Raw genomic sequence first — 17701 nt, forward strand, 5'->3', positions numbered from 1 at the left:
TGATGATGTCGCTCAAAGCTAACAGATCGCGGATAGCGTGGAAGTGTAAGAAAAATCTGACGCGAAGTTCGGGAGCACCTTTCACAGGCGTTTTGCTAGCGTTTGCGGGTCATTTCAGAAGGGAAACCCGCATGCTCGCCAAGTTCGAACGCTATCCCCTGACCTTCGGTCCGTCGCCGATCGAGAAGCTCTCGCGCCTCTCCGCCCATCTCGGCGGCGGGGTCGCGCTCTATGCCAAGCGCGAGGACTGCAATTCCGGCCTCGCCTTCGGTGGCAACAAGCTGCGCAAGCTCGAATACATCGTCCCGGATGCGATCGCGTCCGGCGCCGACACGCTGGTCTCGATCGGTGGGGTGCAGTCGAACCATACCCGCATGGTCGCCGCGACCGCCGCCAAGATCGGCATGAAGTGCCGCCTCGTGCAGGAGAGCTGGGTGCCGCATGAGGACGCGGTCTACGACCGGGTCGGCAACATCCTGATGTCCCGGGTGATGGGCGCCCATGTCGAGCTGGTCGACGAGGGCTTCGACATCGGCATCCGCGCCAGCTGGGAAAAGGCGCTGGAGGATGTGAAGGCCAAGGGCGGCAAGCCCTATGCGATCCCGGCCGGCGCCTCCGTGCACAAATTCGGCGGGCTCGGCTATGTCGGCTTTGCCGAGGAGGTGAGGGCGCAGGAGGAGGAGCTCGGCTTCAAGTTCGACTACATCGTCGTCTGCACCGTCACCGGCTCGACCCATGCCGGCATGGTCGTCGGCTTCGCCAAGGACGGCCGCCAGCGCAACGTCATCGGCATCGACGCCTCGTTCACGCCGGCCCAGACCAGGGCGCAGGTGCTCGATATCGCGCAGAAGACCTCCGAGCTGGTCGGCGGCAAGGAGATCACCGCGGACGACATCGTGCTGAACGAGGACTACGCCTATCCGGTCTATGGCGTGCCTTCCAAGGAAACGATCGAGGCGATCCGCCTGTCGGCCCGGCTCGAGGGGATGATGACCGACCCCGTCTATGAGGGGAAATCGATGCAGGGCATGATCGACCTGGTGAAGAAGGGCTTCTTCCCGGCCGGTTCGAAGGTGCTCTACGCGCATCTCGGCGGCGTGCCGGCGATCAACGGCTACAGCTACACCTTCCGCAACGGTTGAGCGCCATGGAGGCGCTCGTCCTTTGTGAGATCGCGGCGGGGCGCGAGGATCTCCGCGAGATATTGCTCGCGCGCATCGGCCGGCTCGGCCTGCACGGGCGGGCGAAGCTGAACTTCGTCGCCCGTGATCGAGACCTCGGCGATGGCGTGATCCTGGCGGTTGCTTTCCCGAGGCTAGCCGAGGCGGAGCGCTTCGTCGTCGAGGCGATCGGCGACGGGCTGGGTCCCACTGCCCTCAGGCTGCTCACGCTCGAAGCCGTCTGGCAGGCCGAGCCGCTGCCGCTGATGTTCCCCTGATAGATGTCGGCGCCGGCCGTTACGGCCTGGCGCCGGCTGCGTCAGGCAGATCGCCAATGACCGTACCTGCTGTCTTCGGCTTGGTGAGCGGGGCAGGCGTCGGCTGATTGCCGTAATGGATCAGATCCTGTCCGGCATGGATGTCGCTCGCGACCTGGAGGTCAAGGCGCTCGGCGTCGCGGCGGCGGACGTCCTCGACGATCTCTGCGGCTTCCTCCTCCGGCACGCCCAGGGCGCGCAGCACCTCGCCGCCGAAGACCATGGCGGATTCGAAGGTCTCGCGGATCTGGTAATCGACGCCGGCGCGGATCAGATCCATCGAATGGCCGCGGTCGAAGGCGCGCACGAACAGCTTGGCATGCGGGAACTCAGCCTGCGCCACCCGCACGATCGCATTGGCCGTCTCGCGCTTCTCGACGCAGACCAGGATCGCCTCGGCCTGATGCGCGCCCGAGGCGTGCAGGATGTCGGAGCGCGTGCCGTCGCCGTAATAGACCTTGAAGCCGAAGGTCGCGGCGGCCTGGATCATCTCGACGTCGGTCTCGATCAGCGAGATGCTGCAGCCGCGGGCGAGCAGGGCCTGGCTCGCGACCTGGCCGAAGCGTCCGAAGCCGACGACGAGGATGCGGCCTTTCAGGCCCTCGGCATGCTCGATGCCATCCAGCGATTCCTGTTCGGGCGGCATGAAGCGATCGATGGCGAGCACGACCAATGATGTGATGGCCATCGAGAGGATCACAATCGCGCTGGCGATGGCGTTGATGCGCGCATCGAAAATGCCCGCAGCCGCTGCGGCGCTGTAGAGCACGAAGGCGAACTCGCCGCCCTGCGAGAATAGCGCGACGCGGGTGATCGCGTTGCGCGTGCGCGTCCCGAACAGCTTGGCGACGATGAGGATGCCGGCTGCCTTGACTAGCATGAAGGCGACGACGCCGAGCGCGACGGCTCGCCATTCCTGGCCGATCAGCTTGAGATCGAGCGACATGCCGACAGCCAGGAAGAACATGCCGAGCAGCAGGCCACGGAACGGCTCGATATCGGCCTCGAGCTGATGGCGGAAAGTCGATTCCGATAGCAGCACGCCAGCAAGGAAGGCGCCCATCGCCATGGAGAGGCCACCGAGCTGCATCGCCAGCGCCGAGCCGAGCACGACGAGCAGGGCAGCGCCGGTCATGACCTCGCGGGCCTGCGCATTGGCGAGCAGCCGGAACATCGGGTTGAGCAGCCATTTGCCGGCGGCGACAAGGCCGACGAGCGAGCCGGCGCCGATCAGCAGGGGCATGAGGCCGCCGCTGTCTGCCGCCTTGCTCGGCGCCAGTACGGCGACGATCGCGAGCAGCGGCACGATGGCGAGGTCTTCGAGCAGCAGGATCGAGACCGCCTGCTGGCCGTGCGGCGTCGAGGCCTCGCCGCGCTCGTTCAGCATCTGCATCACGACCGCGGTGGAGGACAGGACGAAGCCCATGCCGGCGATGAAGGCGGCGGCGGGGGCGAGCCCGGCCAGAATGCCGACCCCGGTCAAGAGCGCGCCGCAGAGCCCGACCTGGGCGACGCCGAGGCCGAAGATCTCGCCGCGCAAGTTCCAAAGGCGGGAAGGCTGCATCTCCAGCCCGATGATGAAGAGGAACATGACGACGCCGAACTCGGCGACGTGGAGCACGCTTTCGGGATTGGAGAACAAGCCGATGCCGGAGGGGCCGATGACGAGGCCGCCGGCGAAATAGCCGAGCACCGAGCCGAGCTTGAGCTTGCGGAAGATCGGCACCGCGATGACGCCGGCGCCCAGAAGCCCGACGGCCTGAACCAGATCCTGAGAGAAGCCTTCCGCCGCCATAACGCTGCCTTTTCCCGCCTCTGCTGTGGATATCCGTGCCTTCGAAACAGAAGGCGCCCAGGCGGTTTAGGCAAGCTTTCGCCCGGCCGCCAGAGCGCCCGGACAGCATGATGCAGCTAGTGTGCCGGCCGGCCAACGCTTGCCGGCCGACCGTCATCGGGGCATTTAGCATCGCAAAAGCCGGCTCTCTGCCGGCAGCAGGAGCGTTCGCGATGCAGCTTGGAGTGGTCGGCCTCGGCCGCATGGGAGCCAATATCGTCCGGCGGCTGCACCGCACCGGGCACAATTGCGTGGTCTATGACCGCGATCCGAAGCCGGGCGAGGCGCTGGCTAGGGACGGCGCCGTCAATGTCGGAGATCTCAAGGAGATGGTGGCGAAGCTCCAGGCGCCGCGCGCGATCTGGATCATGCTGCCGGCCGGCGAGATCACCGAGAAGACGCTCGCCGATCTCGCGGTGATGATGAGCCCCGGCGATACGCTGATCGATGGCGGCAACGCCTTCTGGAAGGACGATGTCCGGCGCGGGCGCGAGCTCGAAGCCAAGGGCCTGCACTATCTCGACATCGGCACTTCCGGCGGCGTGCACGGGCTCGATCGCGGCTATTGCCTGATGATCGGCGGCGACAAGGCAACCTTCGACCGGCTGGAGCCGATCTTTAAGGCGCTGGCGCCGGGCAAGGGCGAGATCGAGCCGACCAAACACCGCGAGGGGCGCAACCCGACGGCCGAGCAGGGCTATCTGCATTGCGGACCGGCCGGCGCCGGCCATTTCGTCAAGATGATCCATAACGGCATCGAATACGGGATGATGCAGGCCTTCGCCGAGGGCTTCGACCTCTTGCGCAACGCCTCGGCCAAGGACGGCCTGCCTGAGGAATACGGCTTCGATTTCGACGTCGCCGAGATCGCCGAGGTCTGGCGGCGCGGCTCGGTCGTGACCTCATGGCTGCTCGATCTCACCGCCGAGGCGCTGGCGGCCGACGAGGAGCTCGGCGCCTATTCCGGCCATGTCTCGGATTCGGGCGAGGGGCGCTGGACGGTGCAGGCGGCGATCGAGACCGCGACGCCGGCCGAGGTGCTGACCTCCTCGCTCTACACCCGCTTCCGCTCGCGCAAGGACCATACCTTCGCCGAAAAAATCCTCTCCGCCATGCGCGCCGGCTTCGGCGGCCATGTCGAGCCGAAGAAGCAAGGCTGAGCGAGTATGACCTTTGCCAAGGACGCCGGGGCACCGGCGGTGATCGTCGTGATGGGCGTCGCGAGCTCGGGCAAGACCTCGCTCGGCGAGCGGCTGGCCGAGCGCCTCGGCTGGCCGTTCCGCGATGCCGACTCGTTCCATCCGCCCGCGAACGTCGCGAAGATGTCTTCAGGCATTCCGCTGACCGACGAGGACCGCAAGCCCTGGCTGGCGGCGATCGCGGCCTGGATCGACGAACTCCGCAGCACGGGCAAGAACGGCATCGTCACCTGCTCGGCGCTGAAGAAGGCGTATCGCGAGGTGATCGTCGGGGATCGGCCCGATGTCGCGCTGGTCTATCTCAAGGGCTCGCGCGAACTGATCGGCGAGCGCATGGCGGCGCGCCAGCACCATTTCATGCCGCCCGCGCTGCTCGACAGCCAGTTCGCGACGCTGGAGGAGCCGGGCGCGGACGAGAAGCCGCTCGTCGTCCAGGTCGAGGCGAGCAAGGAGGCGATCGTCGAGCAGGTCGTGCGGGAGCTGCGGCTGGTTTGAAACGCACTAGCGTCATACTCGCCCTTGTGGCGAGCATCCACGTCTTGAACAGCGCTCTCGGTCAGCGAAGACGTGGATGGTCGGGACAAGCCCGACCATGACGGACAAAACCTCACCCGCCCGGCGGCGCGCTGTCCCGCGAGGTCAGCGCCGCGATGTCCTGGGCGCGGTGGCGCGGCCTGAGTGAAGCTGCGAACAGCGCGAGCCTGTGCCGGAGATAGGCCAGGATCAACGGCAGCAGCGGCGCCTGCGAGCGATCGGCTGTGTGCACGGAAACCTCCGCCCACGTCGAACGGGCATATCCCGTCCGGCATGCAGCCTGCGCCCGTCCGGCGCCGGCTGCAAGCCCGCTCCCAGTTTCAACCGATTGAAAAAAGGCCGCAATCGGCGCATTGCTTGGGGGAGGCGGGGGAGCCGCCGTTCCAAGGTATCATCATGCTCGACAAAGCCGTTCCGCCGCGCACGCTCAAGCTCAATGCCGCCGACAATGTCGCGGTCGCCGTCGACCCGATCGATGTCGGTGTCAGTGCTGCCGGGGTCACCGCGCTGAAGCGCATCCCGCGCGGCCACAAGATCGCGCTGACCCGGATCGCCAAGGACGAGCCGATCCGCAAGTTCGGCCAGATCATCGGTTTCGCGACAGACGACATCCCGCCGGGCGAATGGGTGCACGAGCACAATACCGGCTTCCACGCCTTCGAGCGCGACTATGCCTACGCCGCCGAAGCCAAGCAGGAGCTGATCCTGCCGGTCGAGCAGCAGGCGACCTTCCAGGGCTTCCGCCGCAAGGACGGCCGCGCCGGCACGCGCAACTATGTCGGCATCCTGACCTCGGTGAACTGCTCGGCCTCGGCCGCGCGCTTCATGGCCGAGGAGGTCAAGCGCTCGGGCATCCTCGCCGACTATCCCAATGTCGATGGCGTGATCGCGCTGACGCACGGCACCGGCTGCGGCATCGACTACAACGGCGAGAGCTTCGAGGTGCTGAAGCGCACCACTTGGGGCTATGCCTGCAACCCGAACATGGCGGCGGTGCTGGTCGTCGGACTCGGCTGCGAGGGCTTCCAGATCAAGCGGATGAAGGAAGCCTATGGCGTCGAGGAGAGCGACATCTTCCGCACCATGACGATCCAGGAGACTGGCGGCACGAAGAAGTCGGTCGCAGCCGGCGTCGAGGCGCTGAAGACGATGCTGCCGATCGCCAACCGGGTCTCGCGCGAGACCGTGCCGGCTTCCGAACTGATGCTGGCGCTGCAATGCGGCGGCTCCGACGGCTATTCCGGCATCACCGCCAATCCGGCGCTGGGCGCCGCCGTCGACATCCTGGTCGAGCATGGCGGCACCGCGATCCTCTCCGAGACGCCGGAAATCTACGGCGCCGAGCACCTGCTGACCCGCCGCGCCGCCACGCGCGAGGTCGGCGAGAAGCTCGTCGGCATCATCAAGTGGTGGGAGGATTATACCGAGCGTGCCCGGATGAGCATGAACAACAACCCGTCGCCGGGTAACAAGGCGGGCGGGCTCACCACCATCCTGGAGAAGTCGCTCGGCGCAGCCGCCAAGGGCGGCACCAAGACGCTCTCGGCCGTCTATCACTATGCCGAGCCGGTGCGCGACAAGGGCTTCGTCTACATGGACACGCCTGGCTACGACCCGGTCGCTGCGACCGGGCAGGTCGCGGGCGGCGCCAACATCCTCGCCTTCACCACTGGCCGCGGATCGGCCTATGGCTGCAAGCCGACGCCCTCGGTGAAGCTCGCCACCAACACGCCGATCTACGAGAAGATGATCGACGACATGGACATCAATTGCGGCGACGTGCTCGACGGGGTGAGTCTGGAAGAGAAGGGCCGCGAGATCTTCGAGACGCTGCTGAAGATCGCCTCCGGCGAGCGCTCCAAGTCCGAGCAGCTCGGCTATGGCGACGCCGAGTTCGTGCCCTGGCAGATCGGCGCGACGATGTGAGGTGAGGGCGCGGGCGAGGTGCTATTACAGCCTCGCTCTAGCCTGACGTTCCGGGCCGGCCGGTAGGCCAGGTCGACAGCGCCTGCTCGGCGATGGCCCGTAGCACGTCGCGACTGAAGCCGGCCTTGGCCTGCACCGCCATGCCGTGAATCACCGTTAGCACGAACGCCGCGAGCACATCGGGCTTGGCCATCTCCGGCAGGTCGCCCTCGGCCTTCGCCCGCTCGAAGCGCTCGCGAAGCAGCGCCTCGCCGGCGGCGCGCGCCTCGATCAGTAGCTGCCGCACCGGCTCCGCCTCGTCCGATCCCGCCACGATGCCGTTGATACCGAGGCATCCGGTATGGTCGGGATAGCGCGTGTTGACGTCGATGGCGCCGAACATGATGCCGGCGGCGACTTCCCGTGCCGTCGGCAGCAGAAGCGCTTTCGGAAAGTGGTCGAGATAGCGTTCGTAATAGCGGTTCAAGGCCAGGCCGAAGAGCGCTTCCTTGTTGCCGAAGGCCGAATAGAGGGCGGGCCGCTCGACGCCGGTCGCCTGCGTCAGGTCGGCATAGGACGCGCCCTCATAGCCCTTGCGCCAGAAGACGCAGAGCGCCGCGTCGAGCGCCTTCTCGACGTCGAACTCGCGATGGCGTCCCATCAGGGTGGTCCAGCTCTTTTCATAACGAGCATTATTAAACCGCTTGACAGGCTTTGTCCATATTTCATACCAATCGTTATAGTAACGATCGTTACGATAACGAAACTGCCGCTCGCCAATGGCTGATGCGGCGCATCCATCTGGAGAAATTCCCATGTCGAAGACATTGCAGGGCAAGGTCGCCCTCGTGACCGGCGGCTCGCGCGGGCTCGGCGCCGCCGTTGCCGAGGCGCTGGCGGAGCAGGGCGCGGACGTCGCGATCAGCTATGTCGCCTCGGCGCAGAAGGCTGAGGCCGTGGTCGAAAAGCTCAAGGCCAAGGGCGTGAGAGCCCTTGCGATCCAGAGCGACCAGGCCGACATGGCCGCGGCCAAGCCGTTGGTCGACGAGGTCGTCGCGCAGTTCGGCAAGCTCGACATCCTCGTCAACAACGCGGCCATCGCCGTGCAGGGCAAGACGGTCGACGATCCTAAACTCGATACCGTCAATCTCGATCGCCAGTGGCAGATCAACGTGATGGGCCCCGTGGCCCTGACGCGCGCGGCCGCCCCCTTGCTGTCGGATGGCGGTCGGATCGTCTTCATCGGTTCGCGTCTCGGCACGCATGCCTTGATGGCTGGGGTGGCCGATTATGCGGGAACCAAGGCCGCGCTCATCGGATATGCGAAAGGGATGGCCCGCGATCTCGGCGGACGCGGCATCACTGCCAACGTTGTCCAGCCCGGTGCGATGCCGACCGACATGATGGTCGACGCGCTGGGCAGCACAGATGCGCCCGCTGCCTTCCTCGACATGCATCCGATCCGCCGTCTCGCCACGCTCGAGGAAGTGGCCGGTACGGTCGGCTTCCTGGCAGGTCCGAATGCGGGCTATATCACCGGTGAGGTGATCAGCGTGTCGGGTGGCGTGGGCATCTGAAGCGGCTGCGCTCGCGCGCGGCTCAGATACCGACCAATCTGAGCCGCGTGCCCCACGGGTCGGTGCTCTCGAAGCCGCGTGCCACCGTTGTCGGCGCATAGCCGGCTTTCGCCATGCGCTCGCGCTGCGCCGCCAGCAGCGTGGGATCGGCGACCTCCAGCGAGAACCAGTCGAGGCCGGTCTGGGCCCGGTCGCGCGGCCCGGCGCCGGCGCTGTTCCAGGTGTTGAGCGCGACATGGTGATGATAGCGGCCTGACGAGAGGAAGCTCGCCGTGTCGCGGCGCGAGGTTGAATCGAGGCCGATCGCGTCGCGATAGAAGCTCTCAGACTGTGCGATGTCGCCGACGCGCAGATGCATATGGCCGATGCGCAGTCCGGCAGGCGCCTCGCGATAGTCGCTGCGGCTGGTGTCCGTCATGGCGAGGATGCCGTCGACGTCGAGCCGGTGCGTGCCCATGACGACGCGCTCGCCCTCCCAGCGCCAGAGGCGCGGGTCGCGGTCGGCATAGACCTCGATGCCGTTGCCCTCGGGATCGTCGAGATAGACCGCCTCACTGACGCTGTGGTCGGCGAAGCCGGTGAGCGGCGTCTGGTTGCGGGCGACATGGACGAGCCAGCGGGCGAGATCGTGCCGTGAGGGCATTAGGAAAGCGGTGTGGAACAGGCCGGCGGCATTGCGCGGCTCGTAGGCAGCCTGCGGCCGCGGCTCCAGCCAGACCAGCGGCACGCCGCCGGCGCCGAGGATGATGCCGTCGGCGCTGGCCGAGATGACGCTAAGGCCGAGCACGGACTGGTAGTAGCGGCTCATCCGGTCGAGATCGCGCACGCGCAGGCCGATCGCGCCGCAGTGGATCGGCGCGCTGCCGGCAAGGCCCGGCCCGACGACCGGCGTCGGTCCTTCCGCCCGTGCGGCTGCGGCAGCCGCCATGGCGAGCGAGGTGGTGCCGGCGAGCCGCAGCAGGGTCCGCCTCGTCAATGCGATCGTCATCGTCACCTGGTCCGGTCGCGGCGTGTTGCCGCTGCGGCGGTGCAGAGCATTCTTCGCGGCGGCATGCATGTCACAAGCGCGCGAGGGTCTGCCCAAGGCGGTGCATTAGGAGAAGCGGTCCCAGGCCGCCTGGCGGGAAATTCCGAGCGCTTCGCCGATCGCGGCCCAGGAGATCTTGCGCTTGCGCAGGACATCGACCGTCCTGCCCAGCCCGATGGCGGTGTGCTCGTAGAGGGCCGCCTCGGTCTTGAGCCAATGCAGGAGTCGCTCGGTCGGCAGCGCCTCGAGATTCTGGATGCTCCGCACTTGCGAATCCGGCCGCGGCGCGTCGACCGGCAGCGCCATGAACGCGTTGCACTTGGCGACGCACTCATTGCAGATGAAGACCGCCGGGCCGGCGACGAGCTTCTCGACGTCATGCTGGTTCTTGCCGCAGAACGAGCAGTGCAGGAGCGGCTTCAACGCCTTGCTCAGGCGCTTTTTCCAGTTGCCGGAGCCAGCCTCGCCGGGAGCCTGATCCGATGTCGTCATGGCCGCCTCCTGTCAAGGTGAGCTTGACATGAAACTCCGGCATCAGGGATTTTTTGTCAAGGTCAACTTGACGTTGGCCGACTGGTCGGCACCTCTCTCCTGATGCTCAGAGCTCGGAGGTGAAGCCCCATTGCGGGACATGGGCGGCGAGCTTGTCGAGCAGCTGCCCGAGCTGGCTCCGCTCTTCGCCCGAGAGGCAGTCGAGCATCGCCTGCTCCCTGGCCTTGAGCGCCGGGATGTAGCGCTCGTAGAGGGCGCGGCCTTCCACCGTCAGGAAGAGCAGCTGGCGCCGGCTGTCGGCCCTGTCGGGCTCGCGCCGGATCAGCTTCTTCTTCTCGAGCAGGATCACGGCGCGGCTGACGCTCGCCTTGAGATGGCCGGAGAACTCGCAGAACTCACTGGCGCTGGCGCCGTCGCGCACGGTCAGGAAGATCAGGATGACGATCTCCGGCCGGGTCAGCCCGAACTCCATCTCGATCGCCCGGAAGGACGGCTCGCGATAGAAGTTCAGGATATAGCCGATCTTGTAGGCGGTCGGGATCGCGGTGCCGTCGAGGATGGCGCGCCGCTGACCGGCGTCGAGCTCGCTGGCCTCGTCTTGCGGAATTAGTCTCACATTAGACTTTTTTGTTGCGCGCGCCATGAGCCGGTCCTAGCATCCCGGATAAGGAATGGCACGGTTTTGCCGTGCCGGGAGGAGGCGATGGAACAGGCTGGTGCCACAAGGCGTCAGGCACTTTCGCGCGCGCCGGAGCGGCAATGCTTCTATTCGGGCACGGACGCCCATCCGATCTATGTCGACCGGCTCGGGGCGACGCAGCCCGGGCGTCTGCCGATCGTCCTCGTCCATGGCGGCGGCCATACCGGCGCCTGCTATCTGACGACGCCCGATGGCCGGCCGGGCTGGGCGGCCGCCTTCGCCACCTCCGGCCGCGAGGTCTTCGTGCCGGACTGGCCGGGCCATGGCCGCTCGCCGATGCGGCCGGATTTCGCGACCCTGTCGAGCGTCGAGATTGCGACCTCGTTGCAGCGTCTGCTCGAGGAGATCGGGCCGGCGGTGCTGCTGGTGCATTCGGCGAGCGGGCCCATGGCCTGGTGGATCGCCGAGCGGAGCCCGCAGGCGGTTGCCGCCATCGTCGGCATCGCGCCCGGTGGGCCGGCCAATCTCCTGCCGGTACTGCCCGACGATGCCGAGGCGGTCGCCAAGCTCAAGGACGATGAGAGCCTCGGCTGCCCGGTCCGGGTCGAAGAGGACAAGCCGCTCTTCATCCCGCCGGAGTTCATGCGGGCCTATTGGGCCAATTCCGAGCGCTTTCCGCAGCAGGCCTTCGAGGCCTATCGCCGCTCGATCGTGCCTGAGAGTGCGCGCCTGATGAACGAGCGCTTCAACATCGGCGGCAAGGGTCTGCGCATCGCCGATCCGGCGAACCTTGCCGACCTACCGATCCTGATCGTCACCGGCGACAGCGATCCGCGCCATCCGCGCGCGGTCGACGAAGCGACGGCACGCTATCTCGGCGCCGAGTTCGTCTGGCTGCCGGAGCGCGGCATCAGCGGCAACGGCCATATGCCGATGTGCGAGGACAACAGCGACGAGATCGCGGCCCTGATCGTCGCCTGGCTGGAGACAAAGGGTCTTTGAAGCTCGAACCGGCGGTAAGGCCGGACGACAGCTCGGGAGGAAATCTGATGCGGTCGCTTCTAGCGGGCGGCGCCCTGATGGCGCTCGCCACCATGCAGGCGCTGGCCCAGGTCAGCGACGATGTCGTCAAGATCGGCGTGCTGACCGATATGGGCGGCGTCACCGCCGATATCGGCGGCAAGGGCTCTGTCATCGCGGCCGAGCTGGCGGTGAAGGAGTTCGGTGCGAGCGTGCTCGGCAAGCCGATCCAGATCGTTGCCGCCGATCACCAGCACAAGGCCGATGTCGGCACCTCCGTCGCCCGGCAATGGTTCGACATCGACAAGGTCGATGCCGTCGTCGATGTGCCGAACTCCGCGGTGGCGCTGGCGCTGCAATCGCTCGCCCGCGAGAAGAAGCGGATCGTGATGTATTCCGGTGCCGGCACCACGGCGCTGACCAATGAGCAGTGCTCGCCCTATGGCTTCCACTGGACCTACGACACCTATGGTGTCGCCCGCGGCACTGCCTCGGCCGTGGTCAAGGCCGGCGGCACCTCCTGGTTCATGCTGGCTTCCGACTATGCCTTCGGCCACCAGCTGCAGAAGGATGCGACCGATGTGGTCGAGGCCAATGGCGGCAAGGTCGTCGGCGCGGTGCGCCACCCCCTGAACAATGCCGATTTCTCCTCCTTCCTGCTGCGGGCGCAGTCCTCGGGCGCCAAGGTGATCGGCATCGCCAATGCCGGCAACGACACCGTCAACGCGATCAAGCAGGCCGGTGAGTTCGGGCTCGCCGAGCAGGGGCAGAACCTCGCGGCGCTGATCTTCTTCCTGCAGGACGTGCACAGCCTCGGCCTCAAGGCGACGCAGGGCACCTACCTCACCACCGCCTCCTATTGGGACCTCGACGAGCCCTCGCGCGCCTGGTCGAAGCAATTCCTGGAGAAGGCCGGGATGATGCCGTCCATGCTGCATGCTGGTGTCTACGGCTCGGTTCTGCACTATCTCAAGGCGATCAAGCAGGCCGGCACCGACGATCCCGACAAGGTCGCCGCCGCGATGCGGGCGATGCCGATCAACGACGCCTTCACCAAGGACGCCAAGATCCGGGCCGATGGCAGGGTGCTGCGCGAGATGTATCTCGCCCGCGTCAAGAAGCCGGCGGATTCGAAGGGGCCGTGGGACTATTTCGAGATCGTGCGCAAGATCGCGCCGGAGGAGACCGTCTGGCCGCTGTCGGAGAGCAAGTGCCCGGCGGCGAAGGGCTGACGCTTCAGAGCGCAAAACCCTTGAGCCGCTCGCCGAGCGCGGCGATGCGCTCGGCCGCGACATTGGCGATGGCGATGCGCAAATGCTGCTCCTGGCCGGGACCGAAATAGGGGCCGGGCAAAGCGAGCACGCCCCGCTCCTGCACCAGCTGGCGGACGACCTCTGCGGCCGGCACGCCCTCGAAGGGATGGGCGACATAGGCGAAATAGGCGCCCGCAGCGAGCACGCTCCAGCCGTTCAGCGGCGCGATCGCCTGGCGGAAGAGCGCGGCGCGGGAATTCATCTCGGCGCGGTTGGCCTCACGCCAGGCGCGGATGCCGTCGATGCCCCAGGCGACGGCGCTCTGGCCGGCACGGACGGGGCTGATCTGGACGCAGTCGAGCACCTTGCCGATCTGGGCCAGCGCGGCTTCGCCAGCCGTGATCGCACCCAGCCGCCAGCCGGGCACGGCATAGGCCTTGGAGAAGCTGTAGAGGCCGATCAGCGAATCCTGCCAGTCGCTTGCGGAAAAGAGCTCATGCGGGCGGTCGAGCCCTTCGGGCAGGAAGTCGCGATAGGTCTCGTCGAGCACCAGCCAGATCTTGCGCCTGCGACAAAGCGCGGCGAAGGCGGCGATGGTGGCGGGCGGATAGACCGCTCCTGTTGGGTTGTTCGGCGTCACCAGGACGATGGCGCGGGTGCGCTCGTCGATCAGCGCCTCGGCGACGGTGGCATCCGGGACGAAGCCGGCTTGCGGATCGCAGGGCAGAGGACGCGGCTCGACGCCGAGCATGCTGAGCGTCATCTCGTGGTTGAAGTACCACGGCGTCGGCAGCAGCACGTTGTCGCCGGCCCGCGCCAGCGCCATCATCACGGTGACGAAAGCTTGGTTGCAGCCGGCGGTGATCGCGATCTCCTGCGGCCGGATCATGCCGCCGTAGAAGGCGCTGCTCTCGGCAGCATAGGCCTCGCGCAGGATATCGTCGCCGGCGATCGGGCCGTAGCGCGTGCTCTCGGGCTCCGCTGCTGCCGCGGCGAGACGTTCGAGCAGGGTGCCGGGGGGTGGCGAGCCCGGCACGGCCTGCGACAGGTCGATCAGCGGGCCGTGACCGCCGGCATAGCCGCGGGCCCAGGCCTTGGCCTCGGGGATCGGCGGTGTCGCGGTGTCGATGAGATCGGGATTGAGCGGGGCGGGAGAGGGCGCAGTCATGGCCGAGCTTTGCGGCGCGTTTCTTCCGGCGTCAACGGCTTCGCCGGCAGGGCTGGAGCGCAGCGCCGGCACGCCCCATATTCGAACCGGAACAAGGCGAGGCTGATCGAATGGACGACGAGACACAGGACGCGATCGAGGAACTGCACGCCATGCTCGACCGCGCCCGGGTGATCGTGCCCTTCACCGGAGCTGGCATTTCGACCGAATCGGGCGTGCCGGATTTCCGCTCGCCCGGGTCACCTTGGATGACCAACAAGCCGATCCCGTTCGAGGCCTTCCTCGCCAGCCGCGAGGCACGGATCGAGGCCTGGCGGCGCAAATTCGCGATGGACGACCATTATCGCGACGCCAAGCCCAATCGCGGCCACCGCGCGCTGGCGACATTGGTGGCCGAAGGGCGCTCGCCCGGCGTGATCACCCAGAACATCGACGGCCTGCACCAGGCTTCGGGCATCGCCGAGGGCGGTGTGATCGAACTGCACGGCAATGGCACTTATGCGACCTGCCTGACCTGCGGCTGGCGGTACGAGCTTTCGGCGATCCGGGAGGCGTTCGAGGCGAGCGGCGAACCGGCGGCTTGCATGATGTGCGCCGGCGTCGTGAAGACGGCGACGATCTCCTTCGGGCAGCAGATGCCGCAGCAGCCGATGCTGCGGGCGCATGAGCTCACGATGTCGGCGGATCTCTATCTCGTCGCCGGCTCCTCGCTCGTCGTCTTCCCGGCCGCGACCTTTCCGGTCATCGCCAAGCGCAACGGAGCCAAGCTCGTCATCCTCAACCGCGAGCCGACCGATCTCGACCCGATCGCCGATCTCGTCGTGCGCAGCGAGATCGGCCCGGCATTGGCGCGATTGGCGAACTGATCAGTCGCGCGAGGCGAGGGCGAGGCGCACGGCCAGCCCACCGAAGACGACGCCGAGGATGCGCTGCGGCCAGAGCGCCAGATGGGGACGGCTGGCGATGGCGCGGCCGAGCCGGCTGGCGGTCATGATGACGATGCTGTTGGCGACGAGGCCGAGCCCGGTCAGGATCGTCACCAGCACCATCACCTGCAGGAAGAGCGAGCCGGCTTCGGGCCGCAGGAATTGCGGCAGCAGCGCCAGCATGAACAGCGCGATCTTGGGATTGAGCAGGTTGGTGAGCAGGCCTTGCAGGAAGATCTGGCGCAGCGGCATGCGCGGGACGTCGGTGCTGGGCGCGAACAGCGCAGCGGGCGCGCGCAGCGTCTTCCAGGCGAGGTAAGCGAGATAGGCGGCGCCGGCCCAGCGCAGGATGTCGTAGGCTGCCGGCACCAGGATGAAGAGCTGCGACAGGCCATAGGCGGCCGCAAACCCCTGCAGATAGCAGCCGGCCGAGATGCCGGCATAGGTCATGAAGCCGGCGGCGCGGCCCTGGCTCATGCTGCGCGAGGCGATCAGCAGCATGTCGGGACCGGGGGTCGCCGTCAGCACGGCGCAAGCGGCGGTGAACAAAGCGAGCGTGGTGAGATCGAGCATGACTGGGTCCTTCAGGCCAGCGGTTTGGCGAAGCGGGCGAAGGCGTCCTTCGTCGGCGTGGTGCCGGCGCCGGGCTGTTCCGGTCTACGGAAACAACCATCGGCGACATTGGCCGGTTCCGCGAAGGCGTCCTTGATCCAGGGGATGTATTCGAGCACCGGTGTCGCCGGATGCCAGTAGGACAGGTGGACGTGCACCTGGCTCATCTCGCCGGCATGGGGCGCGACCGGCAGGCGATGGGCTAGCGCCAGCTCCGCCACCTGGATGTATTCGGTGATGCCGCCGAGGCGGGTGACATCGGGCTGGGCATAGTGGATCGCGCCGGCCTGCACGAAGGCGCGGAAGGCGTCGACGGTATAGAGCTGCTCGCCGAGCGCGACCGGAATCGCGGTCGAGCGGGCGAGCTCGGCATGCGAGCCGATGTCGTCGTACCAGAGCGGCTCCTCGAACCAGAAGATGTCGAGCCCCTCGGCGCGGGCGCAGAAGCGCTTGCAGGTCGGCAGATCCCATTTGCCATTGCCGTCGATCGCCATCGTGACATGGTCGCCGATGGCGCGGCGCACCGCCTCGAGCCGGCCGATATCGGTCATCGGGTCGGCATGGCCGACCTTGATCTTGATGCGGTGGAAGCCGTCGCGCTCGACCGCCATGCGCGCGCCCTCGACCAACTCGTCCTTCGGGATCGAGAGCCAGCCGATATCGGTGTTGTAGGCTTCGAGCTTGGCCTTGCTGGCGCCGCCGAGCAGATGCCAGAGCGGCACGCCGGCCTTCTTGGCCTTGAGGTCCCAGAGCGCGACGTCGACGGCGGCGAGCGCCAGCTGGGTGATGCCGGCGCGGCCGACCCATTGCAAAGCGGGATGGCGGGCGAGCTTCAGCCAGAGCCGCGAATGTTCGGACGCGTCCTCGCCGGCGAGCAGTGGTGCGTAGCAATCGCGGATGCACGACGTAATCAGCCGGTCGGAGGCGAGATCGGCATGGGTGCCGGTGAAGCCATAGCCGACGAGCCCGTCCTCGGTGACGATCGTGGTGCCGACCACGCCCCAATGGCTGATCCGGTGGGTCGAATCGGCGATCGAGCCGCCGGTGACCGGGATATGGAGGATGAAGGGCTCGATACGGGCGATGCGCATGGCTGCTCTCCGACTCTGCAGCCGATCATCAGCCTGATGCGCGGGAGCGACAAGGCGCAGTTTTCATCGGCCTTAACGCGTTTTGTGCATGCTGATGATGTGGATGAGCCGGATGCGGCTGTTTCCCGACTCCGCCGGGGTGCTATCGTCACGTCACGAATCACGTTTCGCGGCGGAGATGAGCGGGACATGTCCGACGAATACGGCGACGGAGGCAGGCCAGCGGTCGGCCCGCTGCAATCGCTCAACCGGGTCGTGCGACTGGACGGGCCTGAGGTTGCAGCCGAGCAGGTGGTCGAGATCACCGGCCACGTCAAATGGTTCGATGTGAGCAAGGGCTATGGCTTCGTCGTGCCCCAGGATGGCGGCAGCGATGTCCTGGTCCATGTCACCATCCTGAAGCGCGACGGCTTCCACGCCATTGCCGAAGGCGCGCGCATCGTGCTCGAGGCGATTGCCAAGGCCCGCGGCCGCCAGGCCATCCGCGTGCTTTCGATCGACACTTCGGCGGCGCGTCATCCGGCCGAGATGCCGATGCCACGCACCAATGCGACGGTGACGCCGACGAGCGGGCTCGAGCGGATGGTGGTGAAGTGGTTCAACCGCCTGCGCGGCTTCGGTTTCGTCTCAGCCGGCGAGGGCGCTCCGGACATCTTCGTCCACATGGAGACGCTGCGCCGCTACGGCATCGTCGAGCTCATCCCGGGACAGACCGTTCTGGTGCGCTATGGCCCGGGGCCCAAGGGGTTGATGGCTGCCGAAGTCCGCTTCGAGCAGGGTGGACCTCCCAGCTCGCACTGAGAAGAACATTCTCCGGAAAGGCGCCTTCTGGCGCCTTTTTTCGTTGTGCCCCTGATATTTGCGTGAGGCGGCTGAGGTAATTCACGATATAGATCGTGAATTGCGGATTTTGCCGTTGAATTGTGCGTAATGCCTATTATAGAGG

The 17701-nt window shown here is 66.7% G+C and carries 18 protein-coding genes and 1 pseudogene; 10 read left to right on the plus strand and 9 right to left on the minus strand.

Annotated elements, in window-relative coordinates; translation table 11 throughout:
- Window positions 1-131 precede the first annotated feature (131 nt).
- Together AC07O0_RS05610 and AC07O0_RS05615 are read left to right on the plus strand one after the other, a co-directional pair.
- Window positions 132-1142, plus strand: coding sequence for a 1-aminocyclopropane-1-carboxylate deaminase (locus tag AC07O0_RS05610; protein ID WP_494620823.1), 1011 nt, complete (start codon window positions 132-134; stop codon window positions 1140-1142).
- A 5-nt stretch (window positions 1143-1147) separates the two neighbouring features.
- Entirely contained in the window at window positions 1148-1438 is a 291-nt protein-coding gene (locus AC07O0_RS05615; RefSeq protein ID WP_494620825.1) for a hypothetical protein, read from the plus strand.
- Window positions 1439-1457: 19 nt separating this feature from the next.
- On the opposite strand, the gene AC07O0_RS05620 is transcribed toward AC07O0_RS05615, so the two are convergent.
- Window positions 1458-3272: a monovalent cation:proton antiporter-2 (CPA2) family protein gene (locus AC07O0_RS05620; protein ID WP_494620827.1), complete on the minus strand. Its 1815-nt coding sequence runs from the start codon at window positions 3270-3272 to the stop codon at window positions 1458-1460.
- Window positions 3273-3484: 212 nt separating this feature from the next.
- On the opposite strand from AC07O0_RS05620, the gene gnd reads away from it, so the two are divergent.
- Window positions 3485-4471 carry a phosphogluconate dehydrogenase (NAD(+)-dependent, decarboxylating) gene (gnd, locus tag AC07O0_RS05625; RefSeq protein WP_494620829.1) on the plus strand — a complete coding sequence of 329 codons (987 nt, stop codon included), beginning with the start codon at window positions 3485-3487 and terminating at the stop codon, window positions 4469-4471.
- A 6-nt stretch (window positions 4472-4477) separates the two neighbouring features.
- Window positions 4478-5005, plus strand: coding sequence for a gluconokinase (locus AC07O0_RS05630; RefSeq protein ID WP_494620831.1), 528 nt, complete (start codon window positions 4478-4480; stop codon window positions 5003-5005).
- Between the two features lie 112 nt (window positions 5006-5117).
- Here the strand turns inward: AC07O0_RS05630 and AC07O0_RS05635 are convergent, their stop codons facing one another.
- A complete protein-coding gene (locus tag AC07O0_RS05635) occupies window positions 5118-5276 on the minus strand; it encodes a hypothetical protein (RefSeq protein WP_494620833.1) in 159 nt (52 codons plus the stop codon).
- A 164-nt stretch (window positions 5277-5440) separates the two neighbouring features.
- On the opposite strand from AC07O0_RS05635, the gene AC07O0_RS05640 reads away from it, so the two are divergent.
- Window positions 5441-6970 (plus strand): UxaA family hydrolase, encoded by a 1530-nt coding sequence (locus AC07O0_RS05640; RefSeq protein ID WP_494620835.1) that lies wholly within the window; start codon window positions 5441-5443, stop codon window positions 6968-6970.
- Between the two features lie 37 nt (window positions 6971-7007).
- Here AC07O0_RS05640 and AC07O0_RS05645 read toward each other — a convergent pair whose 3' ends face one another.
- On the minus strand, window positions 7008-7610 hold the full coding sequence (locus AC07O0_RS05645) for a TetR/AcrR family transcriptional regulator (protein WP_494622353.1): 603 nt from the start codon (window positions 7608-7610) through the stop codon (window positions 7008-7010).
- Window positions 7611-7764: 154 nt separating this feature from the next.
- On the opposite strand from AC07O0_RS05645, the gene AC07O0_RS05650 reads away from it, so the two are divergent.
- Window positions 7765-8526 (plus strand): SDR family NAD(P)-dependent oxidoreductase, encoded by a 762-nt coding sequence (locus tag AC07O0_RS05650; protein ID WP_494620837.1) that lies wholly within the window; start codon window positions 7765-7767, stop codon window positions 8524-8526.
- Window positions 8527-8548: 22 nt separating this feature from the next.
- On the opposite strand, the gene AC07O0_RS05655 is transcribed toward AC07O0_RS05650, so the two are convergent.
- From AC07O0_RS05655 to AC07O0_RS05665, 3 genes and pseudogenes are all read right to left on the minus strand, one after another.
- Window positions 8549-9514, minus strand: coding sequence for a VOC family protein (locus AC07O0_RS05655; protein WP_494620839.1), 966 nt, complete (start codon window positions 9512-9514; stop codon window positions 8549-8551).
- A 354-nt stretch (window positions 9515-9868) separates the two neighbouring features.
- Window positions 9869-9988: pseudogene (locus tag AC07O0_RS05660) on the minus strand (ClpX C4-type zinc finger protein); the annotation flags it as partial.
- Window positions 9989-10151: 163 nt separating this feature from the next.
- The gene (locus AC07O0_RS05665) at window positions 10152-10661 is read right to left on the minus strand and encodes a MarR family winged helix-turn-helix transcriptional regulator (protein WP_494620841.1); all 510 of its coding nucleotides are present in this window, start codon (window positions 10659-10661) and stop codon (window positions 10152-10154) included.
- A gap of 87 nt (window positions 10662-10748) precedes the next feature.
- On the opposite strand from AC07O0_RS05665, the gene AC07O0_RS05670 reads away from it, so the two are divergent.
- Window positions 10749-11687, plus strand: a complete 939-nt coding sequence (locus tag AC07O0_RS05670) for an alpha/beta fold hydrolase (RefSeq protein ID WP_494620843.1) — start codon at window positions 10749-10751, stop codon at window positions 11685-11687.
- Between the two features lie 47 nt (window positions 11688-11734).
- Window positions 11735-12937 carry an ABC transporter substrate-binding protein gene (locus AC07O0_RS05675; RefSeq protein ID WP_494620845.1) on the plus strand — a complete coding sequence of 401 codons (1203 nt, stop codon included), beginning with the start codon at window positions 11735-11737 and terminating at the stop codon, window positions 12935-12937.
- A 4-nt stretch (window positions 12938-12941) separates the two neighbouring features.
- Here AC07O0_RS05675 and AC07O0_RS05680 read toward each other — a convergent pair whose 3' ends face one another.
- Complete coding sequence (locus AC07O0_RS05680; protein WP_494620847.1) at window positions 12942-14126, minus strand: aminotransferase; 1185 nt, start codon at window positions 14124-14126, stop codon at window positions 12942-12944.
- 110 nt (window positions 14127-14236) lie between these two features.
- Between AC07O0_RS05680 and AC07O0_RS05685 the strand changes: the two genes are divergently transcribed.
- Complete coding sequence (locus tag AC07O0_RS05685) at window positions 14237-14992, plus strand: SIR2 family NAD-dependent protein deacylase (RefSeq protein WP_494620849.1); 756 nt, start codon at window positions 14237-14239, stop codon at window positions 14990-14992.
- On the opposite strand, the gene AC07O0_RS05690 is transcribed toward AC07O0_RS05685, so the two are convergent.
- Together AC07O0_RS05690 and AC07O0_RS05695 are read right to left on the minus strand one after the other, a co-directional pair.
- Entirely contained in the window at window positions 14993-15625 is a 633-nt protein-coding gene (locus AC07O0_RS05690; protein WP_494620851.1) for a LysE family translocator, read from the minus strand.
- Window positions 15626-15636: 11 nt separating this feature from the next.
- On the minus strand, window positions 15637-16755 hold the full coding sequence (locus AC07O0_RS05695; protein ID WP_494620853.1) for a mandelate racemase/muconate lactonizing enzyme family protein: 1119 nt from the start codon (window positions 16753-16755) through the stop codon (window positions 15637-15639).
- A 189-nt stretch (window positions 16756-16944) separates the two neighbouring features.
- Here AC07O0_RS05695 and AC07O0_RS05700 point away from each other — a divergent pair, with 189 nt between their 5' ends.
- Window positions 16945-17556 carry a cold-shock protein gene (locus tag AC07O0_RS05700; protein WP_494620855.1) on the plus strand — a complete coding sequence of 204 codons (612 nt, stop codon included), beginning with the start codon at window positions 16945-16947 and terminating at the stop codon, window positions 17554-17556.
- Window positions 17557-17701: the final 145 nt, after the last annotated feature.

The sequence above is a fragment of the Allobosea sp. GW821-FHT10B12 genome (assembly GCF_059415545.1).

Excerpts from the sequence above, each read along its gene's own strand:
- AC07O0_RS05690 (WP_494620851.1), bottom strand. The coding sequence starts at position 15,625 with ATGCTCGATCTCACCACGCTCGCTTTGTTCACCGCCGCTTGCGCCGTG.
- AC07O0_RS05655 (WP_494620839.1), bottom strand. The coding sequence starts at position 9,514 with ATGACGATCGCATTGACGAGGCGGACCCTGCTGCGGCTCGCCGGCACC.
- AC07O0_RS05645 (WP_494622353.1), bottom strand. The coding sequence starts at position 7,610 with ATGGGACGCCATCGCGAGTTCGACGTCGAGAAGGCGCTCGACGCGGCG.
- AC07O0_RS05615 (WP_494620825.1), top strand. The coding sequence starts at position 1,148 with ATGGAGGCGCTCGTCCTTTGTGAGATCGCGGCGGGGCGCGAGGATCTC.
- AC07O0_RS05680 (WP_494620847.1), bottom strand. The coding sequence starts at position 14,126 with ATGACTGCGCCCTCTCCCGCCCCGCTCAATCCCGATCTCATCGACACC.
- AC07O0_RS05610 (WP_494620823.1), top strand. The coding sequence starts at position 132 with ATGCTCGCCAAGTTCGAACGCTATCCCCTGACCTTCGGTCCGTCGCCG.
- AC07O0_RS05630 (WP_494620831.1), top strand. The coding sequence starts at position 4,478 with ATGACCTTTGCCAAGGACGCCGGGGCACCGGCGGTGATCGTCGTGATG.
- gnd (WP_494620829.1), top strand. The coding sequence starts at position 3,485 with ATGCAGCTTGGAGTGGTCGGCCTCGGCCGCATGGGAGCCAATATCGTC.
- AC07O0_RS05675 (WP_494620845.1), top strand. The coding sequence starts at position 11,735 with ATGCGGTCGCTTCTAGCGGGCGGCGCCCTGATGGCGCTCGCCACCATG.
- AC07O0_RS05695 (WP_494620853.1), bottom strand. The coding sequence starts at position 16,755 with ATGCGCATCGCCCGTATCGAGCCCTTCATCCTCCATATCCCGGTCACC.
- AC07O0_RS05650 (WP_494620837.1), top strand. The coding sequence starts at position 7,765 with ATGTCGAAGACATTGCAGGGCAAGGTCGCCCTCGTGACCGGCGGCTCG.
- AC07O0_RS05620 (WP_494620827.1), bottom strand. The coding sequence starts at position 3,272 with ATGGCGGCGGAAGGCTTCTCTCAGGATCTGGTTCAGGCCGTCGGGCTT.
- AC07O0_RS05685 (WP_494620849.1), top strand. The coding sequence starts at position 14,237 with ATGGACGACGAGACACAGGACGCGATCGAGGAACTGCACGCCATGCTC.
- AC07O0_RS05670 (WP_494620843.1), top strand. The coding sequence starts at position 10,749 with ATGGAACAGGCTGGTGCCACAAGGCGTCAGGCACTTTCGCGCGCGCCG.
- AC07O0_RS05700 (WP_494620855.1), top strand. The coding sequence starts at position 16,945 with ATGTCCGACGAATACGGCGACGGAGGCAGGCCAGCGGTCGGCCCGCTG.
- AC07O0_RS05640 (WP_494620835.1), top strand. The coding sequence starts at position 5,441 with ATGCTCGACAAAGCCGTTCCGCCGCGCACGCTCAAGCTCAATGCCGCC.